Here is an 11,672-nt window from a genome sequence, read left to right as displayed (position 1 = left end):
CCGCCAAGGGCGGCCCGATCGCGGGTATCGGCGTGGCCGGCGCCCCGTCCGGCGACATCGACGAGAAGATCGCCCAGGCCGGCGTCGCCGCGCTCGCCGGCTGACCCACCCCGCTTCCGGCGCGCCCCATCGCCGCACCACCCGGTCCGTCCACCGGGGCGGCAGAGACGGGGCGCGCCGGACCGGACACCGACGGCGTGCGTCAGTTCCCCCGCTGACGTACGCCGTCGGTCCCCTTTACCTCCCGTCCGAGGATCCCGTCCGAGGAGCACCACCATGTCCCCTGCCGATCAGGCCCTCCTGGCCGCCGTCCTCGCGGACGACCCCGCCGCCGTGCGCGCGGCCCTCGCCGACGGGGCCGATATCGAGCGCCGCGACGAGCAGCGTCGTACGCCGCTCCTGATCGCCGCGGCGGACGACTGTGTGGCGGCGGCCGAGGCGCTGGTCGCCGCCGGCGCCGACCCGAACGCGCAGGACGACCGGTCGGACAGCCCCTGGCTGGTCACCGGCGTCACCGGCAGTGTCCGCATGATGCGTGCGCTGCTGCCCGGCGGCCCCGATCTGAAGCTGGTGAACCGCTTCGGCGGTATCTCCTTGATCCCGGCGTCCGAGCGCGGCCATGTCGACTACGTGCGCGCCGTCCTGCGCGAGACCGAGATCGACGTCGACCATGTCAATCGGCTGGGCTGGACGGCCCTGTTGGAAGCGGTCATCCTCGGCGACGGTGGCCGCGCACACCAGGAGATCGTGGAACTCCTCATCACGGCGGGCGCCTCGCCCGGACTCGCGGACGGCGACGGCATCACCGCGCTCCAGCACGCCGAGCGGCGCGGGTTCGACGAGATCGCCGGTCTGCTGAGGGCCGTACGGTGACCCGCCGCAGCGCACGGGGCCGCACCCCGCGCACCCTGTCCGCGGCGGCCGTCACACTGACCGTCGCCGCCCTGCTCGCGAGCTGCTCCCAGGGCGAGTCCGAGGCCGATACGCCGGCCGCCGGCACTCCTTCGTCGGCACCGAGCGCCACGGCCGAGCAAAACCCCGGCGGGGCCCGGGCGAAGACGCCCGAAGGCACCCTCCTCGTGGCGGACTTCGGCGCCGACACCGTCACCTTCGTCGACCCAGGCAAGGGCGCCATCGACTCCGTGCGGGTCGGTACGGCCCCGTACGGACTGGTCGTCGGCGAGGACGGCCGGGCCTGGGTGGCCACGGCCGAGGGCGTCGCGGTCGTCGACACCGAGCAGCGCGAGCGCCTCGCGGTCATCCCGTACGAGACGGGGAACCTCGGCCCGGCGACCGGCGGCGAGTACCGCGGCGGCGGCATGGGTATCGCGCTCGCCCCGGACGGCCGGCAGGTGTACGTGGGCGTCAACGTGCCCGGCGGCAACGGCACGTTGGAGGCCGTCGACACCCGCACCCTGAAGGTGACCGACACCGCGGACGTCGGGCGGCGGCCCTTCGACGTGGATGTGTCGCGTGACGGCTCGCAGGTGTACGCGACCGATCACGACTCCTTCGACGTCACGGTCGTCGACCCGGAGTCGATGGACACCCGTCGCATCGAGGTGGCCCCCTACGGCACCGAGGGCGGACTGGGGTCCTGGCTCAAGCCGCACTACGCGGCGGTACGGCCGTCGGACGGGAAGCTCCTGTTCCCGTTCGAGGGCGAGCGCCTCGTCGTCGTCGATCCCGACACCGGCAGGTCGACCGTGGAGCGGATGACCGCGAACACCCATCAGCACGGCGCGCAGATCACCGCGGACGGCACCCTCCTCGCCGTCGGCACCGGCCCGATCGACCCGAGCAGCGACGAGGGCCCGTCCCTCACCGTCCGCTCCCCGGACGGCAAGGAGAAGGTGATCCCGCTGGAGGGACCGCACGAGGACGTCGCGGTCTCGGCGGACGGCGGGACCGCGTACGTCACCGGCGGCTTCACGCGCGACGGCTACTGGAACGGCATCACGGTCGTCGACCTCGACAGCGGCGACACCCGCCGACTGCCCGCCGGGGAACGGCCGTTGGGGATCGCGGTTCTCTGAGGCGGTACCGATCCAGGCGGCACCCGACCCCCTTTCGGCGTCGGTGCCGGGCTCTAGGACGGGGGTGATGTGTGCTCGACGATGACGAGGGTGCCTCGGCTGCCCGAGTTCACGGCATGCACCACCCCCGCTTCCACGAGGTACACCTCCCCTGCGCGTACTCGGACCTCGACGTCGTCGACCACCAGGTGCAGTTCCCCCTCCACCACCAGCAGCGCTTCCGCCACGTCATGGGACTCCGGCGGCAGGGGACGGCCGTCCATCCGCAGCACCTTCACTTCCGCACTGCCGACCCGCCCGAGCAGCAACGAGCCCCAGGCGCTCGGCAGTCGGGCGGCGGTTCCGCGCAGGTCGATGACGTTCATGGCATGCCTCCTGGGCGGGACGCCGCACCGGATGAACGGATGAACCGTCGGCGACGCCCGCGATCGTGATCAAGGGATGCGGTGACGTTACGACACGGCTGAGCGCTGCTGGTCGACCGTTCGGTAAAACCTCCCTGCCCGTACTCCTAGTCCTCGAGGAGCGGCCCGAACGTCTCCGCCGCGACGCGCTCGGCGTGGCCGCGGTCGATGACCTCCCCGGGCACATGCGGGTGTGCGTCGCTCCAAGTCCGCGCCGTCCCCGGCCCGGTGAAGAAGGACACGGTCCGGCAGCAGACGTCGGCGGCGGGCCCTTCGCCGGGCTGCATCCCGGCGAAGACGACCGCGCCCGGCGGCTCCCACGTCAGGATCCCGGACCGCGAACTCACGGTGACGGGCTCGCCGTTGACCGGATCGGTCGAGCTGATCGTCACGTCCCGACCGAGCATCGACGGGATGCCCAGCGCGTCGATCGCGCACATCGACCACGCCTCCACACCGTCGATCCGCACCCGGTGCGGCGTCGGAACGGCCGAGAAGGGGTACGCGGCGCGGATGGCGCCCGTGTCGTCCAGGGTGAGGAAATCCTCGCGGGCCAGTTCGGCGAGTACGTCATGAGCGGTGCGGCCGTGAGCGGCGGCGGGCTCTTCGAGCGCGGCGGCACCGGGCGCCCGGCCGGTCGCGGCGAAGTGCCGGAGCACCGCCCGGTGTACGGCGCGCAGTCCGCGCTCCGCCGGCGGCCGACGCCCCTGCCCGCCCCTGCCGACAAGGGCCGACAGACCGACCGACGGCCCGGCCGGCACACCGGTCGACAGCCCCGTCGGCAGACCGCTGTCGCAGCAGTCGCAGCCACCGGTGAGCACGGCCCGCAGGTCCTCCACCGTGGGTGCCCACTCGGCCGTGCCGTCCGCCCCTCGGTAGAGACGGCAGGACAGGCTCGGCTCCGCGCCGGCCACGGCGAAGGGATCGACTCCGTCGACGAGGATCGTGGGCGAGCCCGTCATGCCCAGCGCCCTGGCCTGCTCCTCGTCCCGCACCTCGACCGTCTCCACCTCGACCGTCTCCGGCTTGCCCGTCTCCACCTGGCCCGTCTCCACCTGGCCCGCTTCCACCTGGCCCGCTTCCGCCTGGCCCGTCTCCCCCTTGCCCGTATCCCCCTCGCCCCTCCGTCCGGCCAGCGCGGCGGCGATCCGTGCGCGCGCCGGTCGCTCGCCGGGACATCCGGGAACCGTGAGCAGCGTGATCCTCATCTCCGCGTCCCTTCCCTCGACTTCCGCTCTGCCAGGGACGCTAGACCTTCCAGTGCGCTGGAAGGTCAAGGGCGTAGCCTGGACGCATGCGTATCGGCGATCTCGCGGCCCGCAGCGGACTGACCACCAAGACGATCCGCTTCTACGAGCAGGCCGGACTGCTGCCCGAGCCTCCGCGCACCTCCGGCGGCTACCGGGACTACTCGGACGAGGCCGCGGCGCGCCTCGCGTTCGTACGGGAGGCGCAGAGCGCCGGGCTCACCCTCGCCGAGATCCGCTCCCTCCTCACGCTGCGCGACAGCGGGCAGGTGCCGTGCGCCCAGGTCACGCGGCTGATCGACGAACATCTCGCCGAGATCGAGGAGCGGCTGCGCGAACTGCGCCGGACCCGCCGCACCTTGCGCACCCTCGCGACCCGCGCCGCCGAGACCGACCCGGCCGAGTGCGCCGAGGCGGGCGTCTGCACGATCCTCGGGCCCATACCGTGACGGCCGTCCGACCGAGCCCCTGAGCCCTGCCCTCGCCGTGGAGCTCCTCGGCCTCCTCGAGCTCCGCGACCTCAGCACGATGGGCGCCGACAGCAACGCTCGCGCGGCGTCCGACGAGGCACACAGGATCCGGGGTCGCAGAGGTACCGGCCAGCGCCCAGCGGCTTGTAGCCGCCCACACCGTGGGGCAGTTGACCGGATTCGCAGGACACGGCAGCACCCCGAAGCCGACGCGGGACCACCGCACCGACGGGACGAAGGTCCCGCCGTCCCCAGGACGTCCGACAGGGACGTCCCTCCTGACCCGCGCCACTTGTACGAACCTTGACCAAATTCAGCAAAGCGGAAGAAAGGGTCAATTTAGGCTTACCTCAGAAACGTCTTCAGGAAGGCCGACCAGTGACCCTTCGCGGCTGCGCGCCCGGCACCCACGCCCGGATCCGGCGGATCACCACCGACGCACAGGACCGGCTGCGCCTCGCCGAACTCGGCTTCGTGCGGGGCGCGGAGGTCCGGGTGGTCGGGCGTGGCGCGACGGGCGGACTGCTGCTCGCCCTGGGTGACGCGCGCGTCGCGGTCGACGACGCCACGGCGCACGCCGTGGACATAGAGCCGGCACCGGCGGCCCCCCGTGCCTGACCCACGCACCCCGGTCCTGACACCGCCCTGCTGCCCCGCCCCGGAGCACACCCGTACCGCGGGCGCCCCGGTCGTCGCCCTGGTGGGCAACCCGAATGTCGGCAAGTCGACCCTGTTCAACGCACTCACCGGCGCCCGCCAGCACGTGGGCAACTGGCCCGGTAAGACCGTCCAGGTCGCCCGTGGCACCTGGCGCCCGGCGAGCGGCACGCCGGTCGATCTGGTCGACCTCCCGGGCACGTACAGCCTCGTCCCGCGCTCCCCGGACGAGGAGCTCACCCGTGACCTCCTCGTCGCCCCGGGAGCCGAGGGCCGTCCGGACCTGGTGGTGGTCACCGCCGACGCGGCCAACCTCGCGCGGAATCTGTATCTGCTCGCCGAGATCCTGGAGACCGGCGCGCGCTGTGTGGTCGCCCTGACCATGACCGATGTGGCGAGGGCCCGCGGGATCGCGGTCGACGGGACGGCTCTGGCACGGGAGTTGGGCGTTCCGGTGATCCCCGTGGTGCCGCGCAGGCGCCAGGGTCTCGACGCGCTCGCTCAAGCCGTACGGAAGGAACTCACTCACGCCGTACGGGAGGAACCCGCCCACGCCGTACGGGAGGAAGGGAACGCCCGCCGCCCCGCGCGACCCTTCCACCTGGCCGTTCCACAGGGCGACGATCCCGAACTGGCCGCCGCCGAGGCCCGGTACGCCTGGGTGCACGAGGTCCTCTCCGTGGTGCGCACGCAGCGGGCCGGCGCGGGACTCACGCTGTCCGACCGGGTGGACCGGGTGCTGACCTCGCGCTGGTTCGGCGTCCCGGCCTTCCTCGCCGCGATGTGGGGCGTGTTCACCGCCACGACCACTCTGGCGAAGCCGCTGCAGGACGGGCTCGGCGCCTTCGTCGACGGCCCGGTAACCGATACCGCGGCAAGCGCCCTGTCCGGCGCTCCGGGCTGGCTGCGCGGACTGCTCGTGGACGGACTGATCGGCGGCGTCGGTCAGTTGCTGACCTTCGTCCCGCTGATGGTCATCATGTTCGTGCTGCTCGCCCTGCTCGAGGACTCCGGCTACATGGCACGCGCGGCCTTCGTCGTGGACCGCCTGATGCGCCGGCTCGGACTGCCCGGCCGGGCGTTCCTGCCGATCATCGTCGGCTTCGGCTGCAACGTTCCCGCGCTCGCGGGGCTGCGCATCCTCGGAAACCGGCGTCAGCGGCTCCTCGTCGGCATGATCATCCCGTATGTCTCGTGCAGTGCGCGCCTGACGGTGTACGTGCTGTTCGCGGCCGTCTTCTTCGGCAGCACCGCGGGCACGGTGGTCTTCGCGATGTATCTGCTCTCGGTGCTGCTCGTCGTCGGGATCGGCATGCTGCTGCGCAAGACGCTCTTCCGTGAACTGCGGGGCGAGGCACTGGTGTTGGAGCTGCCGCCGTACCGTCTTCCCACCCTGCGCGTGGTCGGCACGCAGACCTGGCAGAAGCTCGCCGGGTTCCTGAGGACCGCGGCCGGCGTCATCGTCGCCACGGTCACCGCGGTGTGGCTGCTCTCGGCGATCCCGCTGGGTGCCGCTTCCGGTACGTCCTTCGGTGAGGCGCCGATCGAGCACAGCGTGTTCGGCGCGATGTCACGGGCCGCGGCACCGGCCTTCGCACCGGCCGGTTTCGACGACTGGCACGCGGCCGCCGCGCTCGGCACCGGTTTCGTAGCGAAGGAGGCGGTGGTCGCCACCGTCGCCCAGACCTACAGCGCCGACGAGCCCGACAACCCGGACCATGCGGGAGAGTTGGGCACCCGTCTGCACGAGACCTTCGAGCAGAGCTCCGGCGGACATCCGCTGCCCGCGGTCCTCGCCTTCCTGGTGTTCCTGCTCGCCTACACCCCCTGCATGGCCACGATCGCCACGCAGTGGCAGGAGATGGGCGGCAGGATGACGCTGCTCTCGACGGGCATCCAACTGGCCGTCGCCTGGCTGCTCGCGGTCGCCGTGTTCCAGATCGGGAGCCTGTGGTGGTGACGACCCGCGTCAGCCCCCTGCGCCGGATCCTCGTCGAGATCCACCGCGGCGGATCCCTTGACGACGTCGCGGCCCGGATCGGTGTGGCCCCGGACGAGGCCGCCGCGATGGTCGACTACTGGGTCGGCCGCGGGGTGCTCACCCGCGAGGCCGTCTCCGGCGGCTGCCCGCCGGCCGGCTGCGGCGGCTGCGCGCTGCGCTCCTCGTGTGCGGCACCCGGGCTCACGGGTACGTCACCAGGGCTTACGGGCCGTCCGCTGCTGCACACGATCAGGCCGGCGGACCCGCCCCGGGACTGAGCGTCGGCTCCCCACCCCGAGCCGACCCTGACTTTCCCTCATTCTTCCCTGACAACTGTCAGAAATCTTTGACGCGTTCACCGCTCGGCTGCACGGTGGAATGGATCGGGCCGTCGAGCGCCAACTCGACGGCCCGTGCACGACATGAGCAGTCCGCGCGGGCGATGCGACTCGATGCGCGCGGACGTCCCCAGCGTATGGAGAGCAGGTTTCACCATGCCCAGTCCTGCACTGTCCACTGTAACCGTCGAATCGACCGACTCCCTCGCCTACGCAGCGACGATCGCGGACACCCCCGAACAGGTGCGCGCCGCACAGCGCTTGCGCCACGAGGTGTTCGGGCGCGAGCTCGGCGCACGGCTGCACTCGCCCGAACCAGGTCTGGACATCGACGAGTTCGACGCGATCGCCGACCACCTGCTCGTCACCGAGACCGGCAGCGGCGAGGTCGTCGGCACGTACCGGCTCATCCCGCCGGGCCGCGGCCGACAGCTCTACGCGGAGAGCGAGTTCGATCTCTCGGCCCTCGCCCCGATCCGGTCCCAGCTCGTCGAGGCGGGCCGCTCCTGCGTCCACCCCGACCACCGCACCGGCGCCGTCATCAATCTGCTGTGGTCGGCACTGGCCCGCTATGTACTGCTCTCCGGTCACGAGTACCTGGCGGGTTGCGCGTCCGTACCGCTGGACGACGGCGGCCACGCCGCGACCAGCGCCTGGCTGCTCGGCACCGCCAAGCACGCCTCGCCCGCCGACCTGCGCGTCCACCCGCACCGGCCCTGGCAGCCGGCGGGCCCGCTGCCGGGCACACCGTCCTACGCGGATCTGCCGCCCCTGCTGCGCGGATATCTGCGGCTCGGCGCCTGGATGTGCGGAGCCCCGGCGCACGACCCGGAGTTCGGGGTCGCCGACTTCTACGTCCTGCTGCCGATGGCCAACGTGAGCGACCGCTACCGGCGCTATTTCCTCGGCGAGGAACGATGAACTCGTGGGCGGTGCAGTCACCCTGCACCACCGGCTGCGTCGGGCACCGCGTGCCCCCCGTGTCCGCACGCACGGCACTGCGCCGCTACACGGACTTCACCACGATCGTCGCCGGCACCGCGGCACACCGGCACGCGCTCACCGACCCGGGCGCGCTGCGTCTGCGGGCCCGGCGTCTCCTGGACGCGCTGGGCGTTCGACGGGAGGGCGGCGAGGGCCGGTTGAGCGTGCCCGGCCGCACCGGCACGCTGATCGTCGCCAACCACATCTCCTGGCTGGACGTGATCGCCCTGCTCGCCCGCGAACCGGCCACCCTGATCGCCAAACGCGAGGTCGGCGGCTGGCCCGTGGTGGGCACGCTGGCCCGCCGCGCCGGCACCTGCTTCATCGACCGCGACTCCTTCCGGCGCCTTCCGCAGCAGGTGGCCCTGATCCGCGAGACGCTCCTGTCCGGCCGCTCGGTGGCCGTCTTCCCGCAGGCCACGACGTGGTGCTCCACGTCCGGCGGCACGTTCCGCCGGGCCATGTTCCAGGCCGCCCTGGACGCCGGGGCACCGGTACGTCCCGTCGGCATCGGCTATCGGCAGCACGGGATGCCGTCCACGGTCGCCGCCTTCGTCGGCGACGACGGGTTCCTGCCGTCGCTGCACCGGGTCGCGCGAGCGGACGGGCTCACCGTGCGGATCGACGCCCACGACACCCTCCACCCCGGCCCGGGCGGAGACCGGCGGACGCTCGCGCTGGCCGCACAGGAGGCGGTGCTCGGTCGCGTACCCGCGTCGGCACGCTCCGTCCCGCCCCTCTCCCCCGCCGTCCATGCTTGACCGCTACGTCCAGACCCTGCAGCACCTGCTCGACTCCCCCTGGATCTGGCTCGCCATCTTCCTGACCGCTTCCCTCGACGCCCTGCTCCCCTTCATGCCGAGCGAGACGACGGTGGTCACCGCCGCCGTCCTCATCGGACCCGACCCGGGCCGGCTCACCCTGCTCACCGTGCTCGCCGCCACCGGCGCCCTCGCGGGCGACGTCGGCGGTCACGTCCTGGGCCGCCGCGCGGGCCCCCGCCTCATCCCCCGGCTGCTGCGCGGTGAGCGAGGACGCAGACGGTACGCATGGGCCCGCTCGGCCGTCGGACGCCACGGCCCGCTCCTGATCGTGGCCGGCCGCTACCTGCCCGGCGGCCGGGTCGCCGTCGGCCTGACCACCGGGGCCCTGCGCTATCCCCTGCGCCGCTTCGTCGCCTACGACGCCCTGGGCGCCGCGCTGTGGGCGGTGTTCGCCGTCTGCATGGGCGCGCTCGGCGGCGCGGCCTTCGCGGACCGTCCGCTGCACGGGCTCATGCTCTCCTTCGGCCTCGTCACGGCGGTGACCGTCGCCCTGGAGTGCGTACGCCGGATTCGCTCACGCAAGAGCGCGCGGGACAGCGGCGGTCCAGCCCTCCCCGTACAGCCGGCCCGCCCCGCGCCGCCGCCTCTCCCCGTACAGCCGAATGGAGCAGGCCCGAAAGCGCCCGAGCCGTGTCACGGCACGGATTCCCCTGCGCCCGGTTCGCCCGGAATGTCGACGCACGTGAGGATGTGAGCACGACTGGCCTCGCTTCTCGTGAGCAGGGAGAACGCATTGACCGGCACCGAGGTGGAGCCCCCCACCGGCACAGCCGACGGGCCCTCGCGCGGCCGCCTGCGCGGCTGGCTCCTCGAAGGCCTCACCGCCGAGACCGCCCAGCACGCGGGACCGCACGGCACACCGCCGTCCGAGCACCGCGGGCACAAGTGGTGGCGGGTCATGTGCCTCACCGGCGTGGACTACTTCTCCACGCTCGGCTACCAACCGGGCATCGCGGCCCTGGCCGCGGGACTGCTCTCGCCGCTCGCGACCGTCGTCCTGATCGGGCTCACGCTGCTCGGCGCGCTGCCGGTGTACCGCCGGGTCGCCAAGGAGTCGCCGCACGGCGAGGGTTCGATCCGGATGCTGGAGCGGCTGCTCTCCTGGTGGTCCGGGAAGATCTTCGTCCTGATCCTGCTCGGCTTCGCGGCCACCGACTTCATCATCACCATCACTCTGTCGGCCGCCGACGCCGCGGCCCATGTGGAGGAGAACCCCTTCGCCCCGCAGTGGCTGGACGGGGAGCACACCTGGATCACGCTGTTCCTGATCGCGCTGCTCGGCGCCGTGTTCCTCAAGGGGTTCCGGGAGGCGATCGGGGTCGCCGTGATCCTCGTCGGGATCTATCTGGCCCTCAACGTGGTGGTCCTGGCAACCGCGGCCGTGAAGGTGGTCACCGAGCCCGTACAGATCGACAACTGGTGGGACGCCGCCACCGCCGAGCACTCCTCGCCCTGGGTGATGATCGGCGTCGCGCTGCTCGTGTTCCCGAAGCTGGCCCTCGGCATGTCCGGTTTCGAGACCGGTGTCGCGGTGATGCCGCAGGTCAAGGGTGACGCCAAGGACACCGAGCAGAATCCCGTGGGCCGTATCCGCGGCACCCGCAAACTGCTGACCACCGCGGCCGTCATCATGAGCTGCTTCCTGCTGCTGTCCAGTCTCGCGACCACGATCCTGATCCCGCAGGACCAGTTCAAGAGCGGTGGCGAGGCCAACGGAAGGGCGCTCGCCTATCTCGCCCACGAGCATCTGGGCGAGGTCTTCGGCACGGTCTACGACGTCTCGACGATCGCCATCCTGTGGTTCGCGGGCGCCTCCGCGCTGGCCGGTCTGCTCAACCTGGTGCCGCGCTATCTGCCGCGCTACGGCATGGCCCCGCAGTGGACGCTCGCCGTGCGGCCGCTGGTCCTGATCTTCATGGCGATCGCGGTGTTCATCACGCTGTGGTTCAACGCCGACGTCGACGCCCAGAGCGGCGCGTACGCGACCGGTGTCCTCGTCCTGATGCTCTCGGCGGCCTTCGCCTGTACGGCGGCGGCCCGCAAGGCCGGGGAACGCAAGGGGATGATCGGCTTCGGCGTGATCACCGCGGTGCTCGCGTACACCTTGGTCGACAACGTCGTGGAGCGTCCCGACGGCATCCGTATCGCGGCGCTGTTCATCCTCGCGATCCTGATCAGCTCGCTGGCCTCCCGTATCCACCGCGCCTTCGAACTGCGCGCGGCGCAGGTGACGTTCGACGAGAAGGCTCAGCAGCTCATCGACGAGGCGGCCGCGATGGGCGGCCCGTTGCGGATCATCGCCAACGAGCCGCAGGAGCACAGCACGGTCGAGTACCGCGAGAAGGAGTACACGCAGCGCGAGGCCACGTTCATCCCGGGTGGCCGGCCGGTGCTGTTCCTGGAGGTGTTCGTGCGGGACTCCTCGGAGTTCACCGCCGATCTCGACGTGCAAGGCGACGAGAAGCACGGCGCGCGCCGGCTGCGCGTGGAGTCGTCCGTCGTCCCCAACGCGATCGCGGCGGTGCTGCTCGCACTGCGCGACCGCACGGGCGAGGTGCCGCACGCCTACTTCAACTGGACCGAGGGGCACCCGGTCAGCCATCTCCTGCGGTTCCTGGTCTTCGGCGACGGCGAGGTCGCCCCGGTCACCCGCGAGGTGCTGCGCCGGGCGGAGCCGAACCGCGAGCGGCGGCCGCGCGTGCACGTCGGCTGAGTGCCGCGCATGCACGTC

General features: G+C 72.1%; 12 protein-coding genes and 1 pseudogene. 11 read left to right on the top strand and 2 right to left on the bottom strand.

From position 1 onward, the window contains the following. The 3 genes and pseudogenes from ABT367_RS25575 to ABT367_RS25565 form a co-directional block, all read left to right on the top strand. Window positions 1–104, top strand: a pseudogene (locus tag ABT367_RS25575) (GlcG/HbpS family heme-binding protein); the annotation flags it as partial. A 172-nt stretch (window positions 105–276) separates the two neighbouring features. Continuing rightward, entirely contained in the window at window positions 277–873 is a 597-nt protein-coding gene (locus ABT367_RS25570; protein ID WP_352255428.1) for an ankyrin repeat domain-containing protein, read from the top strand. Beyond that, window positions 870–2,036 carry a YncE family protein gene (locus ABT367_RS25565; RefSeq protein ID WP_434975534.1) on the top strand — a complete coding sequence of 389 codons (1,167 nt, stop codon included), beginning with the start codon at window positions 870–872 and terminating at the stop codon, window positions 2,034–2,036. Before ABT367_RS25570 ends, ABT367_RS25565 begins: the two co-directional genes overlap by 4 nt. Window positions 2,037–2,089: 53 nt before the next feature. On the opposite strand, the gene ABT367_RS25560 is transcribed toward ABT367_RS25565, so the two are convergent. Together ABT367_RS25560 and merB are read right to left on the bottom strand one after the other, a co-directional pair. Then, entirely contained in the window at window positions 2,090–2,401 is a 312-nt protein-coding gene (locus tag ABT367_RS25560) for a cupin domain-containing protein (protein ID WP_352255427.1), read from the bottom strand. A 146-nt stretch (window positions 2,402–2,547) separates the two neighbouring features. After that, window positions 2,548–3,648: an alkylmercury lyase family protein gene (gene merB, locus ABT367_RS25555; protein WP_352255426.1), complete on the bottom strand. Its 1,101-nt coding sequence runs from the start codon at window positions 3,646–3,648 to the stop codon at window positions 2,548–2,550. Between the two features lie 86 nt (window positions 3,649–3,734). Between merB and ABT367_RS25550 the strand changes: the two genes are divergently transcribed. The 8 genes from ABT367_RS25550 to ABT367_RS25515 all read left to right on the top strand — a co-directional run bounded on the left by ABT367_RS25550 (window position 3,735) and on the right by ABT367_RS25515 (window position 11,654). After that, window positions 3,735–4,136, top strand: coding sequence for a heavy metal-responsive transcriptional regulator (locus ABT367_RS25550; protein ID WP_352255425.1), 402 nt, complete (start codon window positions 3,735–3,737; stop codon window positions 4,134–4,136). Window positions 4,137–4,535: 399 nt separating this feature from the next. Continuing rightward, window positions 4,536–4,775, top strand: coding sequence for a FeoA family protein (locus ABT367_RS25545; RefSeq protein WP_352255424.1), 240 nt, complete (start codon window positions 4,536–4,538; stop codon window positions 4,773–4,775). Further along, the gene (gene feoB / locus ABT367_RS25540; RefSeq protein WP_352255423.1) at window positions 4,768–6,774 is read left to right on the top strand and encodes a ferrous iron transport protein B; all 2,007 of its coding nucleotides are present in this window, start codon (window positions 4,768–4,770) and stop codon (window positions 6,772–6,774) included. Before ABT367_RS25545 ends, feoB begins: the two co-directional genes overlap by 8 nt. Next, entirely contained in the window at window positions 6,771–7,073 is a 303-nt protein-coding gene (locus tag ABT367_RS25535) for a FeoC-like transcriptional regulator (protein WP_352255422.1), read from the top strand. Before feoB ends, ABT367_RS25535 begins: the two co-directional genes overlap by 4 nt. Before the next feature lie 216 nt (window positions 7,074–7,289). Then, entirely contained in the window at window positions 7,290–8,054 is a 765-nt protein-coding gene (locus ABT367_RS25530) for a GNAT family N-acetyltransferase (RefSeq protein ID WP_352255421.1), read from the top strand. A gap of 59 nt (window positions 8,055–8,113) precedes the next feature. Further along, on the top strand, window positions 8,114–8,878 hold the full coding sequence (locus ABT367_RS25525) for a lysophospholipid acyltransferase family protein (protein WP_352255420.1): 765 nt from the start codon (window positions 8,114–8,116) through the stop codon (window positions 8,876–8,878). Further along, window positions 8,871–9,635 carry a DedA family protein gene (locus ABT367_RS25520; RefSeq protein ID WP_352255419.1) on the top strand — a complete coding sequence of 255 codons (765 nt, stop codon included), beginning with the start codon at window positions 8,871–8,873 and terminating at the stop codon, window positions 9,633–9,635. Before ABT367_RS25525 ends, ABT367_RS25520 begins: the two co-directional genes overlap by 8 nt. Window positions 9,636–9,674: 39 nt before the next feature. Then, the gene (locus ABT367_RS25515) at window positions 9,675–11,654 is read left to right on the top strand and encodes an amino acid transporter (RefSeq protein WP_434975533.1); all 1,980 of its coding nucleotides are present in this window, start codon (window positions 9,675–9,677) and stop codon (window positions 11,652–11,654) included. Window positions 11,655–11,672 lie beyond the last annotated feature (18 nt).

It is taken from the genome of Streptomyces mesophilus, assembly GCF_040300965.1.
Lineage (GTDB): Bacteria > Actinomycetota > Actinomycetes > Streptomycetales > Streptomycetaceae > Streptomyces > Streptomyces mesophilus_A.
Note: the sequence above shows the minus strand (reverse complement) of the source record. Positions and strands in the feature narration are given on the sequence as shown.

Excerpts from the sequence above, each read along its gene's own strand:
- ABT367_RS25570 (WP_352255428.1), top strand. The coding sequence starts at position 277 with ATGTCCCCTGCCGATCAGGCCCTCCTGGCCGCCGTCCTCGCGGACGAC.
- ABT367_RS25560 (WP_352255427.1), bottom strand. The coding sequence starts at position 2,401 with ATGAACGTCATCGACCTGCGCGGAACCGCCGCCCGACTGCCGAGCGCC.
- merB (WP_352255426.1), bottom strand. The coding sequence starts at position 3,648 with ATGAGGATCACGCTGCTCACGGTTCCCGGATGTCCCGGCGAGCGACCG.
- ABT367_RS25550 (WP_352255425.1), top strand. The coding sequence starts at position 3,735 with ATGCGTATCGGCGATCTCGCGGCCCGCAGCGGACTGACCACCAAGACG.
- ABT367_RS25530 (WP_352255421.1), top strand. The coding sequence starts at position 7,290 with ATGCCCAGTCCTGCACTGTCCACTGTAACCGTCGAATCGACCGACTCC.
- ABT367_RS25520 (WP_352255419.1), top strand. The coding sequence starts at position 8,871 with ATGCTTGACCGCTACGTCCAGACCCTGCAGCACCTGCTCGACTCCCCC.